Annotated in this window: 21 protein-coding genes; 14 read left to right on the forward strand and 7 right to left on the reverse strand. The window is 61.9% G+C overall.

Going from position 1 to position 16,863, the window contains the following annotated elements:
• Positions 1 to 12 precede the first annotated feature (12 nt).
• The 5 genes from ctaD (at position 13) to FZ934_RS01815 (ending at position 4,429) form a co-directional block, all read left to right on the forward strand.
• Positions 13 to 1,722, forward strand: coding sequence for a cytochrome c oxidase subunit I (gene ctaD, locus FZ934_RS01795; protein WP_153269658.1), 1,710 nt, complete (start codon positions 13 to 15; stop codon positions 1,720 to 1,722).
• A 68-nt stretch (positions 1,723 to 1,790) separates the two neighbouring features.
• Positions 1,791 to 2,747, forward strand: coding sequence for a heme o synthase (locus FZ934_RS01800; RefSeq protein ID WP_153269659.1), 957 nt, complete (start codon positions 1,791 to 1,793; stop codon positions 2,745 to 2,747).
• Positions 2,744 to 2,884, forward strand: coding sequence for a hypothetical protein (locus FZ934_RS01805; RefSeq protein WP_056824809.1), 141 nt, complete (start codon positions 2,744 to 2,746; stop codon positions 2,882 to 2,884). Before FZ934_RS01800 ends, FZ934_RS01805 begins: the two co-directional genes overlap by 4 nt.
• Position 2,885: 1 nt before the next feature.
• Positions 2,886 to 3,491 (forward strand): cytochrome c oxidase assembly protein, encoded by a 606-nt coding sequence (locus FZ934_RS01810; protein ID WP_153269660.1) that lies wholly within the window; start codon positions 2,886 to 2,888, stop codon positions 3,489 to 3,491.
• A 59-nt stretch (positions 3,492 to 3,550) separates the two neighbouring features.
• Positions 3,551 to 4,429 carry a cytochrome c oxidase subunit 3 gene (locus tag FZ934_RS01815; RefSeq protein ID WP_113363710.1) on the forward strand — a complete coding sequence of 293 codons (879 nt, stop codon included), beginning with the start codon at positions 3,551 to 3,553 and terminating at the stop codon, positions 4,427 to 4,429.
• A 59-nt stretch (positions 4,430 to 4,488) separates the two neighbouring features.
• On the opposite strand, the gene FZ934_RS01820 is transcribed toward FZ934_RS01815, so the two are convergent.
• Positions 4,489 to 5,130 carry a chloramphenicol phosphotransferase CPT family protein gene (locus tag FZ934_RS01820; RefSeq protein WP_153269661.1) on the reverse strand — a complete coding sequence of 214 codons (642 nt, stop codon included), beginning with the start codon at positions 5,128 to 5,130 and terminating at the stop codon, positions 4,489 to 4,491.
• A gap of 129 nt (positions 5,131 to 5,259) precedes the next feature.
• On the opposite strand from FZ934_RS01820, the gene FZ934_RS01825 reads away from it, so the two are divergent.
• From FZ934_RS01825 to FZ934_RS01850, 6 genes are all read left to right on the forward strand, one after another.
• On the forward strand, positions 5,260 to 5,643 hold the full coding sequence (locus FZ934_RS01825) for a DUF983 domain-containing protein (protein WP_153269662.1): 384 nt from the start codon (positions 5,260 to 5,262) through the stop codon (positions 5,641 to 5,643).
• Positions 5,636 to 6,385, forward strand: a complete 750-nt coding sequence (locus FZ934_RS01830) for an SURF1 family protein (RefSeq protein ID WP_153269663.1) — start codon at positions 5,636 to 5,638, stop codon at positions 6,383 to 6,385. The genes FZ934_RS01825 and FZ934_RS01830 overlap by 8 nt, the downstream gene beginning before the upstream one ends.
• A 62-nt stretch (positions 6,386 to 6,447) precedes the next feature.
• On the forward strand, positions 6,448 to 7,449 hold the full coding sequence (gene ispH / locus FZ934_RS01835; protein ID WP_153269664.1) for a 4-hydroxy-3-methylbut-2-enyl diphosphate reductase: 1,002 nt from the start codon (positions 6,448 to 6,450) through the stop codon (positions 7,447 to 7,449).
• A gap of 211 nt (positions 7,450 to 7,660) precedes the next feature.
• The gene (locus FZ934_RS01840; protein WP_153269665.1) at positions 7,661 to 8,626 is read left to right on the forward strand and encodes a homoserine kinase; all 966 of its coding nucleotides are present in this window, start codon (positions 7,661 to 7,663) and stop codon (positions 8,624 to 8,626) included.
• Complete coding sequence (gene rnhA, locus FZ934_RS01845) at positions 8,623 to 9,063, forward strand: ribonuclease HI (RefSeq protein ID WP_113363704.1); 441 nt, start codon at positions 8,623 to 8,625, stop codon at positions 9,061 to 9,063. Before FZ934_RS01840 ends, rnhA begins: the two co-directional genes overlap by 4 nt.
• Positions 9,064 to 9,157: 94 nt before the next feature.
• On the forward strand, positions 9,158 to 9,961 hold the full coding sequence (locus FZ934_RS01850; protein ID WP_153269666.1) for an endonuclease/exonuclease/phosphatase family protein: 804 nt from the start codon (positions 9,158 to 9,160) through the stop codon (positions 9,959 to 9,961).
• A 4-nt stretch (positions 9,962 to 9,965) separates the two neighbouring features.
• Here the strand turns inward: FZ934_RS01850 and FZ934_RS01855 are convergent, their stop codons facing one another.
• Entirely contained in the window at positions 9,966 to 10,907 is a 942-nt protein-coding gene (locus FZ934_RS01855; RefSeq protein WP_153269667.1) for an AEC family transporter, read from the reverse strand.
• Between the two features lie 96 nt (positions 10,908 to 11,003).
• Between FZ934_RS01855 and FZ934_RS01860 the strand changes: the two genes are divergently transcribed.
• Positions 11,004 to 11,888: a LysR family transcriptional regulator gene (locus FZ934_RS01860; protein WP_153269668.1), complete on the forward strand. Its 885-nt coding sequence runs from the start codon at positions 11,004 to 11,006 to the stop codon at positions 11,886 to 11,888.
• Between the two features lie 216 nt (positions 11,889 to 12,104).
• Complete coding sequence (locus FZ934_RS01865) at positions 12,105 to 12,401, forward strand: YkgJ family cysteine cluster protein (protein WP_153269669.1); 297 nt, start codon at positions 12,105 to 12,107, stop codon at positions 12,399 to 12,401.
• Between the two features lie 320 nt (positions 12,402 to 12,721).
• On the opposite strand, the gene FZ934_RS01870 is transcribed toward FZ934_RS01865, so the two are convergent.
• The 5 genes from FZ934_RS01870 to FZ934_RS01890 all read right to left on the reverse strand — a co-directional run bounded on the left by FZ934_RS01870 (position 12,722) and on the right by FZ934_RS01890 (position 15,775).
• Positions 12,722 to 13,192: a nuclear transport factor 2 family protein gene (locus FZ934_RS01870; protein ID WP_153269670.1), complete on the reverse strand. Its 471-nt coding sequence runs from the start codon at positions 13,190 to 13,192 to the stop codon at positions 12,722 to 12,724.
• Positions 13,193 to 13,296: 104 nt separating this feature from the next.
• Positions 13,297 to 13,623, reverse strand: coding sequence for a nuclear transport factor 2 family protein (locus tag FZ934_RS01875; protein WP_153269671.1), 327 nt, complete (start codon positions 13,621 to 13,623; stop codon positions 13,297 to 13,299).
• 13 nt (positions 13,624 to 13,636) lie between these two features.
• Complete coding sequence (locus FZ934_RS01880; RefSeq protein WP_153269672.1) at positions 13,637 to 14,620, reverse strand: saccharopine dehydrogenase family protein; 984 nt, start codon at positions 14,618 to 14,620, stop codon at positions 13,637 to 13,639.
• A 1-nt stretch (position 14,621) separates the two neighbouring features.
• Complete coding sequence (locus FZ934_RS27975; protein WP_246737823.1) at positions 14,622 to 14,831, reverse strand: VOC family protein; 210 nt, start codon at positions 14,829 to 14,831, stop codon at positions 14,622 to 14,624.
• Positions 14,832 to 15,031: 200 nt separating this feature from the next.
• The gene (locus tag FZ934_RS01890; RefSeq protein ID WP_153269673.1) at positions 15,032 to 15,775 is read right to left on the reverse strand and encodes an SDR family NAD(P)-dependent oxidoreductase; all 744 of its coding nucleotides are present in this window, start codon (positions 15,773 to 15,775) and stop codon (positions 15,032 to 15,034) included.
• A 136-nt stretch (positions 15,776 to 15,911) separates the two neighbouring features.
• Here FZ934_RS01890 and FZ934_RS01895 point away from each other — a divergent pair, with 136 nt between their 5' ends.
• Positions 15,912 to 16,793, forward strand: a complete 882-nt coding sequence (locus FZ934_RS01895) for an AraC family transcriptional regulator (protein ID WP_153269674.1) — start codon at positions 15,912 to 15,914, stop codon at positions 16,791 to 16,793.
• Positions 16,794 to 16,863: the final 70 nt, after the last annotated feature.

Here is a 16,863-nt window from a genome sequence, read left to right on the forward strand (position 1 = left end):
GGGAACGGGACTATGGCTGGACCTTCCGCACACGATCATTCGCATGATCACGATCACGGCGCACACGCCCATGACCATCATGACGATCATCACCACGACCACTCGCACAAGCCGAGCTTCATCAATCGCTGGTTCTTCTCGACGAACCACAAGGATATTGGCACGCTCTACCTGATCTTCGCGATCATCGCCGGCATCATCGGCGGCGCGCTCTCCGTTGCCATGCGCATGGAGCTGCAGGAGCCGGGCATCCAGATCTTCCACGGTCTGGCAGCCATGGTTTACGGCTATGAAGGCGACGCCGCCATCGACGGCGCCAAGCAGATGTTCAACATGTTTACGACAGCGCACGCGCTGATCATGATCTTCTTCATGGTCATGCCGGCGATGATCGGTGGATTCGCCAACTGGATGGTGCCGATCATGATCGGCGCGCCTGACATGGCGTTTCCGCGTCTGAACAACATTTCCTTCTGGCTGATCGTTCCGGCCTTCCTTCTGCTCATCATGTCGATGTTCGTCGAAGGTCCTGCCGGTGCTTACGGCGCAGGTGGCGGCTGGACGATGTATCCGCCGCTGTCGAGCTCTGGTACGCCGGGACCGGCTGTCGACCTTGCGATCTTCGCGCTCCACATTGCCGGTGCGTCCTCGATCCTCGGTGCGATCAACTTCATCACCACGATCCTGAACATGCGCGCTCCTGGCATGACGCTGCACAAGATGCCGCTGTTTGCCTGGTCGGTTCTGATCACCGCCTTCCTGCTTCTGCTGTCGCTCCCGGTTCTTGCCGGCGCCATCACCATGATGCTGACCGACCGCAACTTCGGCACGTCCTTCTTCGTGCCTGAGGGCGGCGGCGACCCGATCCTCTACCAGCACCTGTTCTGGTTCTTCGGTCACCCGGAAGTGTACATCCTGATCCTGCCCGGCTTCGGCATCGTCAGCCACATCATCTCGACCTTCTCGAAGAAGCCGGTTTTCGGCTACCTCGGCATGGCCTACGCCATGGTCGCGATCGGTGCTGTCGGCTTCGTCGTCTGGGCTCACCACATGTACACGGTCGGCCTGTCGCTCGATGCACAGCGCTACTTCGTCTTCGCAACGATGGTCATCGCCGTTCCGACGGGCGTGAAGATCTTCTCCTGGATCGCGACGATGTGGGGTGGTTCGATCACCTTCCGCACGCCGATGGTCTGGGCGATCGGCTTCATCTTCCTGTTCACCGTCGGTGGCGTCACGGGCGTCCAGCTCGCAAACGCCGGCCTCGACCGTTCGCTGCATGACACCTACTACGTCGTGGCTCACTTCCACTACGTTCTGTCGCTCGGCGCCGTCTTCGCCATCTTCGCTGCATGGTACTACTGGTTCCCGAAGATGAGCGGCTACATGTACAACGAGTTCCTCGGCAAGTTGCATTTCTGGGTCATGTTCATCGGCGTCAACCTGGTGTTCTTCCCGCAGCACTTCCTCGGTCTCGCCGGCATGCCGCGCCGCTATATCGACTACCCGGATGCATTTGCCGGCTGGAACTACGTTTCCTCGATCGGCTCCTACATCTCGGCCGTCGGCGTGCTGATCTTCCTCTTCGGCGTCTTCGAAGCCTTCGCCAAGAAGCGCGTCGCTGGCGACAATCCGTGGGGTGAAGGTGCAACGACGCTGGAATGGCAGCTGTCTTCGCCGCCGCCATACCACCAGTGGGAACAGCTCCCGCGCATCAAGTAAGGTGCGAGCAATTGCGATCGCCGCATGTTAGAGTGCGGCGATCGCCTTCAAGTTTGCAGGACGAGATAATGACAGTAATCGGCAATCGCAAAACTCTTGCTCATGACGGCGAATTTCGCCTGTCGGAAGCAAGCGCACGCGATTATTTCGAGCTTCTGAAGCCACGCGTGATGTCGCTTGTGGTCTTCACGGCATTCGCGGGTCTGGTCGTGGCGCCGGGCCACATCAACCCGGTCATCGGCCTGATTGCCATTCTCTGCATCGCGGTCGGTGCAGGCGCCTCGGGCGCGCTCAACATGTGGTACGATGCCGACATCGACGCCATCATGACGCGAACCGCCAAGCGTCCGATCCCGGCCGGCAACATCATGCCGAACGAGGCACTGGCCTTCGGCCTGGTTCTTTCCTGTTTCTCGGTCACGATCCTCGGGCTCGCCGTCAATTGGCTCGCAGCCTCGATCCTGGCCTTCACCATCTTCTTCTACGCCGTCGTCTATACGATGTGGCTGAAGCGCTCCACGCCGCAGAACATCGTCATCGGCGGCGCCGCCGGCGCGTTTCCCCCAATGATCGGCTGGGCCTGCGTGACCGGGACGGTGACGATCGAGAGCGTCGTTCTCTTCATGATCATCTTCCTGTGGACGCCGGCACACTTCTGGGCGCTCGCGCTCTTCAAGATGGGCGACTACGAGGCGGTCGGCGTTCCCATGCTGCCGAACGTATCGGGTGAGCGCACCACGAAGCATCAGATCGTTCTCTATGCGGTGCTGACGGCGATCTGCGCCGTGCTCCCTTCCGTCCTCGGCTTTGCAAGCATTGGCTACGGTCTTGTCGCCGCGGCCCTCGGCGCGATCTTCATCTACTGTTCCATCGCCGTCTGGCGGATGCCGGACGGCGATGAGAAGATGGTTCCGGCCAAGAAGCTCTTTGCCTATTCGATCTTCTATCTGTTCGCCGTCTTCTCCGCCCTGATGTTCGATCGGCTCGCTGCCGTGCTGGTATCGCATACGGGAGGTCTGCTGTGATTGATACGGTCAAGCTCACGGACGCGCAGCGCAAATCGCGGCGCAACCGAAACGTCGCTCTCGGTCTGGTTCTCGCCGGGCTGGTGATCCTTTTCTACGCAATCACCATCGTCAAGTTCACGTCGGGGCACATGTAAGATGAGCGGGATGCCAAGCACACCGAAAAAGCCGCGCAACAATGGCGCCGTGGTTTTCATGTGCCTGTCGTTTGTCGTCGGCATGGGTGCTGCGAGCTATGCTGCCGTGCCGCTCTACCGGATGTTCTGTCAGCTGACCGGCTATAACGGCACGACGCAGCGCGTCGAGCAGGCATCGACCGTCATTCTTGACCGCAAGATGCGCGTCACCTTCGACGCCAATGTCGCGCCCGGCCTCGAATGGGAGTTCAAGCCGGTCGAGCGTGAGGTCAACCCACGGATCGGCGAGACCATCCAGGTCAATTTCGTCGCGGTGAACAAGTCGGACAAGCCAGCCTATGGACAGGCCGTCTTCAACGTGACGCCGGGCGAGGCGGGCGCCTACTTCAACAAGGTGCAGTGCTTCTGCTTCAACGAGACCGTGCTGAAGCCGGGCGAGAAGCTCGAGATGCCGGTCGTTTTCTACATCGATCCAGATATTACCAAGGCCGTTGAATCGAAGGACATTCATACGGTTACCTTGTCCTATACCTTCTACCCGAAGGAAGGCCCGAAGCCGGTGGCCTTGAACGAGGGTGGTGCGGGAAAGCTTGAAAAGAAACTTTGATTGAGGGTTCGTTTCCGGCTAAGCCGGAGCGGAGAGGAAGAGATCCGGGGATAGCTTACATGGCTGATGCTCATCAGAAACATCACGATTACCACATCATCGATCCAAGCCCGTGGCCGTTGCTGGCCTCGATCGGCGCCTTCATCATGGCGTTCGGCGGTGTTGGCTTCATGCGCTACATCAATGGCGGCTCGCTGCACATTTTCGGCATCGAATGGGCGCATCCGTGGCTGTTCTTCATCGGCCTGGCACTTGTTCTCTATGTAATGTACGGCTGGTGGGCAGATACCGTAAAGGAAGCGCACGAGGGTGCTCACACCCGCGTCGTGTCGCTGCACCTGCGCTACGGCATGATCATGTTCATCGCTTCGGAAGTGATGTTCTTCGTTGCCTGGTTCTGGGCCTATTTCGATGCAAGCCTCTATCCGCATGAGGCGATCCAGGCGTCGCGTCTCGCCTTCACCGGTGGTCAGTGGCCGCCGAAGGGCATCGAGGTTCTCGACCCCTGGCACCTGCCGATCTACAACACCGTCATCCTGCTTCTTTCGGGCACGACGGTCACCTGGGCGCACCACGCTCTGCTGCATAACGATCGCAAGGGCCTCATTCAGGGCCTGACGCTGACGGTTCTGCTCGGTGTCCTGTTCTCGAGCGTTCAGGCCTACGAATACGCCCACGCCCCGTTCGCGTTCAAGAACTCGATCTACGGCGCGACCTTCTTCATGGCGACCGGCTTCCACGGCTTCCACGTGCTGGTCGGAACGATCTTCCTGGTCGTCTGCCTCATTCGTGCGCTGCGCGGCGATTTCACGCCGAAGCAGCACTTCGGCTTCGAGGCGGCTGCCTGGTACTGGCACTTCGTCGACGTTGTCTGGCTGTTCCTGTTCTTTTCGATCTACGTCTGGGGCGGCTGGGGTGCGCCGCTCGCCGCGGGCTGAGCGAACGTCGGATAGGAATGAAAAAGGCGGGTGCTGCGGCACCCGCCTTTTTGTTTCCGTCAGCGCAGTCCGGCCAGCTGCTCGAAGGCGGATGGTTGGGGAATGCCGAGGTCGAGCTGGTGGCAAATGGCCTCGGCGCATTCGGCCGGCGTCAAGACGGCCGTATCGAGTTCCATGTCGTAGATGCCGGGAATATGGACCTCCTTCTGCCATAGCCGCACCGGCTCGGGGATCGCATCCGTCTCGCCGCCTCTGACATAAAGTGTCTCGCGGCCGGGCTCGACGATCTCGCGGCGCTTCATGATGACCTCGATCGGACACCTGACACCGACGAAAAGTACGGGAAGCCCCTCCAAGCGGCGCGCGCAATCGGCAAGAATGCCAAGCGGCTGAGAGTAACTGTCATGATGACCAAGATCGGCGACGATATTGAGCCCGAGCCCGGCATGGATGGCGATCGACTCATAGAGCGCGGCGTAGAAGAATGGCACCATCTCCTCGAGATCCGGGCGCTCCCCACCCGGGCGCAGCCCGATGCCGGGCAGATAGCGTTCCGGCGTCATGCCGTTATAGGCATCGACGCCGAGGTTCATCCAGGGGCCGTCGAAATGCTCCTGGATCGCCTTCGCAATCGACGATTTTCCACTGCGCGGGGCACCGTTCAGGATCACGATCTGTCCGGCCGAGCTGTCGTATGGCATCAGTTTTCTTCTTCTGTTTGGCGCGAATCGCTGGGGCGAAAGAGCGCAGGGATTTCCCTTCGTTCTGCGAATACTTTATGGGTGAGTTAAGGCGGGCTCCGATTGGCCACAGGCATTTCGAAGGATAGCATGAACGAGGACAGCGCGCATTTCCCGCCGGTCGATCCGGTGAAAACAGGCATCCGCGGGTGCTGCCCTCGCTGCGGCCAGGGAACGCTGTTCAACGGCCTGCTGGCGCTGCAGCCGCGCTGCGCCGCCTGCGGCCTTGATTACGACTTTGCGGATGCCGGCGATGGCCCCGCGGTCTTCGTCATTCTGATCGTCGGCTTCATCGTCATCGGCTCGGTGCTGTGGCTCGAGGTCAATTATGCGCCGCCGATCTGGCTGCACATTCTGCTGTTCGGTCCGTTGACCATTGTTCTTTCCTTACTGGCACTGCGCTGGTGCAAGGGAATCCTGATCGCGATGCAATATCGCCATAACGCCAGCGAGGGGCGACTTTCCCGTGACTGAATTTCATGGTTCGGCGCCACGCCGAAAGCGGTCGGTGCTGACAGGCATCGCGGTGCTTGTCGCGCTCGCCATCCTCCTTTCGCTCGGCACTTGGCAGGTCGAACGCCTCCAGTGGAAAGAGAAGCTGCTCGCCGATATCACCGAACGCCGGGAGGCGCCGCCGGCATCGCTTGCCGATATCGAGGCGCTGGCCGCCAGTGGCGAGGATGTCGACTATCGCCACATCACCGTCAGCGGCGAGTACGTCAACAGCAAGGAGCGGCACTTTTTCGCCACGTGGCGTGGCCAGACGGGCTTTTACGTTTACACCCCGCTGCAACTGGCCGACGGCCGCTATCTCTTCGTCAACAGGGGGTTCGTTCCTTACGACAACAAGGAACCGGAAATGCGCATGCAGGGGCAGCTCACCGATCAGCAGACGGTGACCGGTCTCGCCCGCGCGAAACTGCCGGGCAAGCCGTCCTGGGTGGTGCCAGATAATGATGTCGCCAAGAACATATTTTACTGGAAGGACCTCGACGTGATGGCCTCCAGCGTCGAGCTCGACAGGAACCAGGTTGTTCCATTCTTCGTCGATGCGGACGATACCCCCAACCCGAAAGGGATGCCGATTGGCGGCGTTACGGATGTCGATCTGCCGAACAATCACCTGCAATATGCCTTCACATGGTACGGGCTTGCGGCAACGCTTCTTGTCATCGTTCTGGCCGCTCGCTTCCGCAGGCGAGGCCCGGCGCAATAGTATCGCTTCAATTCCTGCCTATATTGGGCTAGACAGCGCTATCCCTACGAACCGGAACAGACATGAATATTGCGGCGAAACCTCCCTTGATGATCAGGCTCTGCGGACCGCGCGGCTTTTGCGCCGGCGTCGACCGTGCCATCCAGATCGTCGTGCTGGCGCTGAAATCCTACGGTGCGCCTGTCTATGTCCGCCATGAGATCGTCCACAACCGCTATGTCGTCGAAGGTCTGGAAGCCAAGGGCGCCGTCTTCGTCGAGGAGCTGAACGAGATCCCCGAAGAGCACCGCGCCCAGCCGGTCGTCTTCTCGGCGCATGGCGTGCCGAAGTCTGTCCCGGAAGACGCGAGCGCCCGCAATCTCTTCTATCTCGATGCCACGTGCCCGCTGGTCTCCAAGGTGCACAAGCAGGCGATGCGCCACAACAAGCTTGGTCGCCATGTCGTCCTGATCGGCCACGCCGGCCACCCGGAAGTGATCGGCACCATGGGCCAGCTGCCGGAAGGCTCTGTTTCCCTGATCGAGACCATCGAGGACGCTGACGCCTATGAGCCCGCCGATCCCGACAACCTCGGCTTCGTGACGCAGACGACGCTCTCGGTGGACGACACGGCCGGCGTGATCGCGCGCCTGCACGAGCGCTTTCCCAATCTGACGGCACCCGCCGCCGACTCGATCTGCTACGCCACGACCAACCGCCAGGAAGTGGTGAAGCAGGCAGCCCCCGGCTGTGATCTCTTCATCATCGTCGGCGCTCCGAATTCGTCGAACTCCAAGCGGCTCGTCGAGGTTGCTTTGAGGGCAGGGGCGAAGAAGTCGCTCCTGGTGCAACGTGCCTCGGAGCTCGATTGGGATGACATCGGCCCGATCTCGACGCTCGGGCTCTCTGCCGGCGCGTCAGCGCCTGAAGTCATCGTCAACGAGATCATCGAGGCCTTCCGCGCCCGCTTCGACGCCAAGGTCGAACTTGCCGAGACGGTTCAGGAAAACGAGCATTTCCTCGTCAACCGCGAACTGCGCAACATCGAGCTGACGCATGAGGATATGGCCTGGGTGAACGGGTAGTGTTCCGTCAGAGGGTGGGCCACCCCCCTCTGTCCTGCCGGACATCTCCCCCTCAAGGGGGGAGATCGGCTCGGAGAAACCGCTTGCTCGACATCAATTGCTTGGGGAAACCCTTACCATCTGCCGATCTCCCCCTTGAGGGGGAGATGCCGGCAGGGCAGAGGGGGTATCATCTCCGAACGACCACCCAACCCGAGAACGAGAGCCCGCCTTGGCAGTCTACACCGATATTTCAGAAGACGATTTGAAGTGGTTCCTGACGGAATACGACACCGGCACGCTGCTCTCGTACAAGGGCATTGCCGAGGGCGTCGAGAACTCGAATTTCCTGCTGCACACGTCGAAGGACCCGCTGATCCTCACGCTTTACGAGAAGCGCGTCGAGAAGAACGACCTGCCCTTTTTCCTCGGCCTCATGCAGCACCTTGCCGCCGGCGGCCTGTCCTGCCCGCTACCGCTGCCGCGCAAGGACGGCGAATTGCTCGGCACCCTGTCAGGCCGCCCCGCTGCACTGATCTCGTTCCTCGAAGGCATGTGGCTGCGCAAGCCGGAGGCCAGGCATTGCCGCGAGGTCGGCAAGGCGCTGGCACAGATGCATGTCGCCGGTGAAGGCTTCGAGCTCAAGCGTCCGAACGCGCTGTCGGTCGATGGCTGGCAGGTACTGTGGGACAAGTCCGAAGCGCGCGCCGACGAGGTGGAAAAAGGCCTGCAGAACGAGGTCCGCACCGAGCTCGATTTCCTCGCCGCTCACTGGCCGAAGGATCTCCCGTCTGGTGTCATCCACGCCGATCTCTTCCCCGACAACGTCTTCTTCCTCGGCGACGATCTGTCCGGCCTGATCGATTTCTATTTCGCCTGCAACGACCTGCTGGCCTACGACGTCTCGATCATCCTGAACGCCTGGTGCTTCGAGAAGGATGGCGCCTACAACATCACCAAGGGCATGGCGATGCTCGAGGGCTACCAGAGCATACGCCCGCTGAGCGAAGCGGAACTGGCAGCACTTCCGATCCTGGCGCGCGGCTCGGCGCTGCGGTTCTTCCTGACCCGGCTTTACGACTGGCTGACGACGCCCGAGGGCGCGATGGTCACCAAGAAGGACCCGCTTGAATACCTGCGCAAGCTGCGCTTCCACCGCCAGATCGAAAACGCTGCCGAATACGGGCTTTCCGCATGAAGCACGTCGAAATCTACACCGACGGCGCCTGCTCCGGAAATCCCGGCCCCGGTGGCTGGGGCGCGGTGCTGCGCTATGGCGAAGTCGAGAAGGAACTCTGCGGCGGCGAGGCGGAAACGACCAACAACCGCATGGAATTGCTGGCCGCCATCTCGGCACTGACGGCGCTGAAGAGCGCGTGCGAAGTCGATCTCCACACCGACAGCAAATACGTCATGGACGGCATCTCCAAGTGGATCTTCGGCTGGAAGAAGAACGGCTGGAAGACCGCCGACAAGAAGCCGGTGAAGAACGGCGAGCTCTGGCAGGCGCTCGATGCCGCCAACCAGCGCCACAAGGTCAAATGGCACTGGGTCAAGGGCCACGCCGGTCACCCCGAAAACGAACGCGCCGACGAGCTTGCCCGCAAGGGCATGGAGCCGTTCAAGAAGCGGTAGAGGCGGCGGCTCAACCCGCATAAAAACAGCCACATGAGGCGCTTGCCTGAATCAATCCGGCAAGCGCTTGAATCAACGCCTGAGGAGGGCTGCGGTGCGCGTGATCTCGCTGAATGCCTGGGGCGGCAAGCTCCATGAGCCGCTGATCCGCTATCTGCGCGATGCCGATCCCGACGTCCTCTGCCTGCAGGAAGTGACCCGTTCGGTCGGCGTCGACTCCGACTGGCTGGAGTATCGCGACGGCAGCCACATCCTGCCGCAGCGCGCCAATCTCTTCGATGAGATCAAGGCGATCCTTCCCCATCACGACGCCTTCTTCGCGCCGACGGCACGCGGCACGCTCTTCGATGGCGAGACGCTGGTGTGGTCCGAGTTCGGCCTCGCGACCTTCGTGCGCAACCGCTATCCGGTTATCGGCCGCGCGGTGGATTTCGTGCATGGCGATTTTTCCGGTGATGGCTACGGCGAGCACCCGCGGCCGCGCAATGCTGATTGCATCAGGCTCTTCGACTACGCCAGTAACAGGCCCATCACCATCGCCCAGTTGCACGGCCTGCGCGACCTCGCCGGCAAGGGCGATACACCGGCCCGCCACGCCCAGGCGCAGTCTCTTGTTTCGCTGATCAGCCGTATCAGGCGTGCCGGCGAACGGCTCGTCGTCTGCGGCGATCTCAATCTTCTGCCCGATAGCGCCACCTTCGAGGTGCTGGCCGAACTCGGCCTCACCGATCTGGTCACCTCCCGAGGCCATATCGATACCCGGACCTCGCACTACACCAAGGAGGGCCGCTACGCCGATTACATGCTGGTGACGCCTGATGTTGATGTGGCGGTATTCGATCCGGTGGCCGATCCCGAGGTCTCCGACCATCGGGCGCTGCTGCTGGAAATCCGGTAGGACATCACCGCCCGGCGATGGCGAGATAGGCCGAAATCGTCGCGATCGACAGCACCGTCGAGGCCAGCACGACCCGCCCCGTCAGGCTTGCCTCCCGGCCATAGAACTCCGCCAGCATGAACGGCCCGGTGCCGGTCGGCAGCGCCGCAAGCAGAACGGCGGTGTGCACGGCAACCGGCGGCAGCCTTAGCAGCGGACCGGCGATAATCCAGGTCACGGCAGGCTGCGCGATCAGCTTGAGCCCGACGAGAATGCCCGTCGTCGCCGCCCGCTCGGTGGCGGCCCCCGCTTTCGACCCTGCCAGGAACAGGCCGAGCGCGATCAGCGCGCAGGGCGACGCCGCGCCGCCGAGAAGCTTCAGGAAGGAATGCATGGGCGCCGGCAGCGGCACGCCCGAGAGCATGAACAGCGCGCCGATAACAGGCGCGATCAGCAGCGGGTTTTTGGCCAGCGAGAAGAAGGTCTTCGTCGCGATATCCCGCCGGCGCGTCTCCGATTGCAGCCCGCCTTCGATCAGCACGATGGCGACCGCGAAGAGCACACAGACCGTCAGGATCGTCGAGATCAGCGTCGGCGCCATGCCGGAATCGCCGACCAGCGACAGCACCAGCGGAAAACCGACGAAGCCCGTGTTGGCATAGCTCGCATTGAGGCTGTCGATCGCCGCATCGGCAAGCTGCCGCCCCTTGGCCATCCGCCACCACAGCGTCGCTCCGAAGATGATGGCGCAGCCCGACGTAAACGCCAGGATGAAGCCGGGCTGCCAGATCTGCGAGGGCTTGGCATTGGCCATGATGTCGAAGAGCAGGGCGGGCAGCGCCAGGTAGACCACCAGCCGGTTGACTTCGCGCGTCGCGTTCGGACCGAGCGCGCCGGATTTCCGCGCAATCCATCCGGTCAGTATCAGGGCGAAGATCGGCAGGACGATCATGAGATTGGTGAGCATGGGAGGCACTCAGGTTGCAAAGACCATTGTCTAGCGCCTGACATCGAGATAATCCAATGTCGGTTTGATGGCTGATCGATGCTTCTGAGGTATTAAATGGATACGCGCCACATGCGCTATTTCGTGGCCCTTGCCGAGACCTTGCACTTCGGCCACGCGGCTGCGCGCATGAACATGAGTCAGCCGCCCTTCAGCCGCCAGATCGCCGCGATCGAACGAACCCTCGGCGCCCGGCTGTTCGAACGCAACTCCCGCAACGTCGCGCTGACGGCTGCGGGCAAGCATTTCCTCGAAGAGTGCCGCGCGGTGCTCGCCCATTTCGACGCCGCCTGTCGCGACGTGCAGCTGGTGGCATCCGGCGCAAAGGGCGAACTGAAACTCGGCTTCATGATGAACGCCGCCTACAGCGTCGTGCCGTCCCTGGTGCGAATGTACTCCGAGACGCGCCCGGATGTGCGCCTCGTGCTCGAGGAACGCATACCGACCGATATCGAGGAAATGCTGATGGAAGGCCGCCTCGACGCCGCCGTCACCTTCGGCGGCAGCCCGGCGCCACACCTGCGCACGGCACTTCTCGCCCGCGACCGCCTCCGCCTGATCGTGCGTGCCGACCATCCCTTGGCGCGGGTCGAGCAAGCCGAGCCTAAGCATCTGGAAGGCGAACGACTGATCGCCGCACCCGCAAGCGTCACGCCGACGCTGCGCGACGCCATCAGGAACTACTGCGTGGCCGCAGGCGTCGTCCCGCATTTCGCGCTCGAACCGCGCCTGCAGCACACCATCATCCGGCTCGTCGCCGAAGGCCTCGGCATCGCGCTGATCCCGCAATCACTGTGCTCGGATCTTGCCGATCGGCTGGTGTCCAGACCGATCGCAAACGCCCCGGAATTCGACATCGTCCTTTGTGCCTCCGCCACCTCGAGCAATCCCGCCGTTCCGCCGTTGTTTGAGGTCGCGAAGTTGCTCCGCGATAGTGCGTAGTCGCTGGAAGAGGCCATTCATCCTTAGGCGCTTTGCCAAACTAGGCGGCATTTGCTATCTCGGTACGTGAAAACAGCCAGATAGGCCGGGTTTCTGAATCAATCCGGCAACCGCTTGCGTGCATGCCGCGCCATTCTCCGAAAATACCACCGGCGGAAATCAGACAAAGTCGTGTGGCAAAGCTTGCGGCTCGACCACCGGAAACCAAGGAATACCATGACCGCTTCGATCGATTTTGACTGTCAGGCCTGCGGTGCCTGCTGCTCGTTTTCGTCGAGCTGGCCGAGGTTCTCCACCGAGACCGACGAGGAACTGGATGCGATCCCGCCGCACTTCGTTTCGGATGACCAGCAGGGCATGCGCTGCCACGGCGACCGCTGCGTCGCCCTCCACGGCCGCGTCGGCGTCAATACTTCATGCTCGATCTATGAAATCCGTCCGGACGTCTGCCGCGCCTGCATGCCCGGAGATGGCGCCTGTCTTGAGGCCCGCGCGGCCTATGGCTTCGCCTGACAGCAGGCGAGAACATGGATCCATCCAAGCGTCAAAAAAGAAAACGCGACGGATACAATCCCCCGCCGCGCTCTGCTGAAGAGTTGAATCATCCCGCCTTGGCAATCTCGCCATGCGGGTCGCGCCCGAACTCCGCCACCGCGCCATGGCCGACCGCTTCGCGCCAAGAGCGGGCATGGCGCTGTCCCGAGCCACCATAAGCTCCTGAGCCGCCCGGCCAACAGATTGCCACAGCGTCTGTTCCGTCACTGAACGCAGGGATATGCAGGCGGCGGAGACAATGTCTCGCCGCCGCCCTCCTTGAGCACACATAACAGAGGCTAGATCCCGGAAAGAACTCCGATGTCACCGGAGCGCCAGATATTGTCGACCGTGTTGCGGGTGATGACCCAGATGTCGCCGCTCCTCTTCAGCTCGACGTCGTAACGGTTCTTCATCAGGAAGTGACGCGAGGGATCGCTGCGGGGAACGTGCTGCGCCTCGACGAGAACATCCATGCATGCACTATCGCCATCGATCGTCACCCGCGGATTGCTGACGGAATGTGTGGTGTCCAGGGTGGCGAGCGATGCTGTCAGCGCCGAGACGATGACATCCCGGCCCTCGATGACCGGATAGTCCAAGCCGGCCTTGGCAGCAGCCGGCCGGAAGTCGGAGACGGCATTCTCCGCCAGCGACGAGGCGAGGAGATTGTTGTCGCGAAGATCGATACCGGCGGCGAAGCGATAGAGAGCCTCAACGACGGCTAGTCTGTCTGCTGCGTCCTGTGCGAATGATGGCGGTATGGTCATGAACGTGCTCCCTGTCGTGCCGGAGGCCTGCGGAGTGCAGACCGTCCCCGGCATCGGTGCGCTTGGCGCGGGTGTCTGTGGTTCGATAGGACTGGTGGGGTCTATTATTCGAGATCGGCGTCGATGCGCTCGATCAGGCCGGCGGAATTGATCGCGATCTTCAGGGTGCCGATCTCGTGTCCGAAATCGCCGGTGAAATCCAGCCGGACGCTCGAATGGAAGGTGTCCAATTCTTCCATGGATAGCAGCTTGCTGCTGGTGCTGTAGCCGACAAAGAACCGCTCGAGGTATTGGCGGACACCAGTACGACCAACGAAGGCGTTGCCAACCGAAGCATCGTCGATGACAGCGTCGGTTGCAAACAGGGACAATGCCCCTTCGACGTCAAAGGCATTGGCGGTCGCGATGAAGGATTCGACGAGCTTCTGCATGGTACCGAGCTCCTCAGACATCGGTGATCGTCGTATTGGCGATGGTCTGCGCGAAGCCGCTTCCGAACAGAGCTGCAGGCGTCTGGAAGCCGGGGCGGGCTTCGCCGCCCAGAACACGCCGACCTGCCTCGGCTGCCGCCATTGCCGTGAACGTGTAGCCGTTGACCGTATCGAGGGTGGAGCGGGTGATCGTTCCATCTGCGCCGGCAACTTCGACGGACGCCTGGTAGCGGTTCGCCAGCCGTTCCTCTTCGCTTGGGCCGTCCGGGAGGGTCGATAGATCCCCTTGCGGGAAACCATCACCGGTGACATGCACGAAGGTCTCGACGTTGGGAACGGCCGTCGCCCTCCAGATCGTTATGAGATCGGGTAGCGTCACCGGGAAGCAGTCCACCGCCCCCTTGCCGAAATCGAACTTGCGGATGCCGTCGGCGGCAATGGCGACAAGCTTGCCGTCCACCCGCGCCAGGGTCTCGACGGTGACGTTCTCGCTGGCGCTGATCGCCGATCCGCGTGACAGTCCACCCGCCACGTGCAGCGCGATCCTGATCTTGCGAGGATTCTCCACTCGCAGAACCGCATGTCCAGCGAGGCTACCGAGCATGGCGACACTGCCACCGCCACCCGGCATGAGCATCACGCCCGCGGCCTTCGCCCTGTCGTCCAAGGTCTCGGCCAGACGATAGCTGTCGAGTTCGGCAGCCGTGTCGAGATAGTGGATACCGTTGCGGATCGACGCGGTCATCAGGGCGTTGGCCGTGCGCATAAACGGGCCGGCGCAATTCAAGAGAACGGAGATGCCGGCCAGACCTGCACCGATCGCTGCAGCATCGTCGAGACCGAAGACGCGGTATTCGACGCCGAGTTCTGCAGAAAGCGTCGAAAGGGTCGCTTCGTTGCGGCCGGCGAGAACAAGCGGCGTGCCGGCCGCCTTCGCATGCTCTGCCGCAATGCGGCCGGTATAGCCGGTCGCGCCGTAGATCATCAGTTTTGTCATGTCAGTGCTGCCATTCCTTGTAGACGAATTCGAGACTGTAGCCGTCCGGGTCGCGAACTTGGGCGGCGTAGTAGCGGGGGTCGTAGTGGAGCTGTCCTCCCGGCGGATGGATTTCCGATGCGCCTGCCATCATGGCGGCGGCGAAGGCGGCATCGACCTGGAAGGTGCCATCGGCGATGAAGCCGACATGGACTGCGCGGCCTTCGACCACGCCTTCGCGGAGCCAGAAGAATACCCGGCCGTTCGCGCCGAACCCTTAAGATCCGGATGACCGGGAGGGCCGTCCTTCCCCTCGTAGTCATGGGCGTGAACGATGCCGAGTGGGGCCAGCGCCGCCTCGTAGAAGGCGATGGAGCGATTGATGTCGCTGACTGAAATGAAGACATGGTCGAGCATATCGCTCTCCTTCGTTCAGATGATGTAGCCGCCCGCGACCTCGATGTTTTGGGCGTTGATCCAGCGGTTCTCGGCGGAAAGGAGACTGGCGACAACGCCACCGATATCTTCAGGCTCGCCAACGCGGCCGAGTGCGGTCTGGCCTGCAAGCATCGCCTCGAACTCGTCGTTCAGGCCGCCGCCGAGTTCGGTGCGGATTGCGCCGGGCGCGATCGAGTTCGCCCGGATGCGCCGCTCGCCGAACTCCTTGGCCATGTAGCGGGTCAGGACTTCCAGGCCACCCTTGAAGGCCGCGTAGGGGGCGACGCCTGCAGTCGCCACGCGCGTGGTAGCACTGGTGATGTTGATGATCTGGCCACCGTCGGCCATCAGCGGCAACAGGATCTGGGTCAGAAAGAACGGCCCCTTGAGATGGACGTTGAACAGCCCATCGAATTGCTCTTCCGTGACTGTCGCGATCGGATTGAACAGGCCGTATCCTGCATTGTTGACGAGATAATCGAAATCGTCCCGACCAAAGACGGACCGAAGTTTCGAAGCGACTGCATCACGAAACGCGGGGAATGCGCCGACGTCGGCGACGTCGAGCTTCAGGGCAAAGGCCTTGCCGCCGCCCTCAGCGATCGTCTTCACGACATCGTCCGCCTTTGCAGGGTTGCTGTTGTAGGTCACGACGACGCCCATTCCTTTGCGGGCGCATTCGATGGCTGTGCTGGCTCCGAGACCCCGGCTTCCCCCGGTGACGATGACAATCTTCATGGCCGTTTCCTTGGCTGTTTGTTGTGCCCTGAAGCTAGGCCTGTGCCGTCCCGCCCGCTCACCTATTCCTCTCCGAAGCTTGCCTATTTCTGCTTTCCGCTTGCGGAGGCGTTCCCGAACTGTCACGGTCACCTCCATGCAAAAACAACTTCAGGAACTGCGCGCTCTGGCATCGACGGCGGAAAACCGCCGAACAGAAACGGGAATTCCTCGTGTTGCGATGGTCCAGGGCGAGATCCCGGAGCATCGGCTTTCAGCCGTCTACGAGCCGATGATCAACCTAATCCTGACTGGCTCGAAGACGATGACGGTCGGTGAGCGGACATTCGCCTACGACCCGGCGACGTATTTCGTCATGTCGGTCGATCTTCCGGCGGTGGGGTCGGTTCACCCTTCGGTGGCGGGGGAACCCTACCTCGCGGTCAGCCTGACACTCCATCCGCCAACGGTCGCCGCCCTCATCAGCGATCTGCCCGTGCAGGTCTGCAGCAAGCTGTTCGGCTGCGGCTTCTCCGTCGCGCCGGTCAACGACGAGTTCCTCGACGCCTGGGTGCGGATGCTCCGGCTGATGGACCGTCCGGACGAAGTCTCCGTGCTTGCGCCTGCCTACGAGCGTGAGATCCTTTTCAGGGTGCTGCAAGGACCGCTCGGCTGGATGCTGCGGGACATTGCCGCGCCAGATGCCGCACTGTCGCGGATCGGCGTTTCGATCCAATGGATTCGAGAAAATTTCGCCAAGCCGCTGAGGGTCGAGGCTCTTGCGGAAATGGCGGCTCTCAGCGTCTCGGCGTTCCATCGACACTTCAAGGCAATCACGGCGCTGAGCCCGATCCAGTATCAGAAGCAAGTCCGGCTACTGCATGCGCGCACGCTTTTGATGGCTGGAGAAGGAACGGCAACGTCGGTCGCCTTCGGCGTCGGCTATGAAAGCCCAAACCAGTTCAGCCGGGAATACGCAAGGCAGTTCGGGCTACCACCCTCGAAGGATATTGTGCGTCTTCGGGGCGAGGCTGTGTGACGGGAGGCTTTCCGCCAACGTCCGCAAAGGGCCGATAGCCGACATCGAGCCGGACGCTTCGCGCCAGAGG

It is taken from the genome of Rhizobium grahamii (assembly GCF_009498215.1).
Classification (GTDB): domain Bacteria; phylum Pseudomonadota; class Alphaproteobacteria; order Rhizobiales; family Rhizobiaceae; genus Rhizobium; species Rhizobium grahamii_A.

What these genes read in the sequence shown, in the direction of transcription:
- FZ934_RS01810 (WP_153269660.1), top strand. Translation starts at nt 2,886, where the DNA reads ATGAGCGGGATGCCAAGCACACCGAAAAAGCCGCGCAACAATGGCGCC.
- FZ934_RS01800 (WP_153269659.1), top strand. Translation starts at nt 1,791, where the DNA reads ATGACAGTAATCGGCAATCGCAAAACTCTTGCTCATGACGGCGAATTT.
- FZ934_RS01865 (WP_153269669.1), top strand. Translation starts at nt 12,105, where the DNA reads ATGACCGCTTCGATCGATTTTGACTGTCAGGCCTGCGGTGCCTGCTGC.
- FZ934_RS01825 (WP_153269662.1), top strand. Translation starts at nt 5,260, where the DNA reads ATGAACGAGGACAGCGCGCATTTCCCGCCGGTCGATCCGGTGAAAACA.
- FZ934_RS01880 (WP_153269672.1), bottom strand. Translation starts at nt 14,620, where the DNA reads ATGACAAAACTGATGATCTACGGCGCGACCGGCTATACCGGCCGCATT.
- FZ934_RS01820 (WP_153269661.1), bottom strand. Translation starts at nt 5,130, where the DNA reads ATGCCATACGACAGCTCGGCCGGACAGATCGTGATCCTGAACGGTGCC.
- FZ934_RS01860 (WP_153269668.1), top strand. Translation starts at nt 11,004, where the DNA reads ATGGATACGCGCCACATGCGCTATTTCGTGGCCCTTGCCGAGACCTTG.
- ctaD (WP_153269658.1), top strand. Translation starts at nt 13, where the DNA reads ATGGCTGGACCTTCCGCACACGATCATTCGCATGATCACGATCACGGC.
- rnhA (WP_113363704.1), top strand. Translation starts at nt 8,623, where the DNA reads ATGAAGCACGTCGAAATCTACACCGACGGCGCCTGCTCCGGAAATCCC.
- FZ934_RS01855 (WP_153269667.1), bottom strand. Translation starts at nt 10,907, where the DNA reads ATGCTCACCAATCTCATGATCGTCCTGCCGATCTTCGCCCTGATACTG.
- FZ934_RS01870 (WP_153269670.1), bottom strand. Translation starts at nt 13,192, where the DNA reads ATGACCATACCGCCATCATTCGCACAGGACGCAGCAGACAGACTAGCC.
- FZ934_RS01875 (WP_153269671.1), bottom strand. Translation starts at nt 13,623, where the DNA reads ATGCAGAAGCTCGTCGAATCCTTCATCGCGACCGCCAATGCCTTTGAC.
- FZ934_RS01815 (WP_113363710.1), top strand. Translation starts at nt 3,551, where the DNA reads ATGGCTGATGCTCATCAGAAACATCACGATTACCACATCATCGATCCA.
- FZ934_RS01895 (WP_153269674.1), top strand. Translation starts at nt 15,912, where the DNA reads ATGCAAAAACAACTTCAGGAACTGCGCGCTCTGGCATCGACGGCGGAA.
- FZ934_RS01890 (WP_153269673.1), bottom strand. Translation starts at nt 15,775, where the DNA reads ATGAAGATTGTCATCGTCACCGGGGGAAGCCGGGGTCTCGGAGCCAGC.
- ispH (WP_153269664.1), top strand. Translation starts at nt 6,448, where the DNA reads ATGAATATTGCGGCGAAACCTCCCTTGATGATCAGGCTCTGCGGACCG.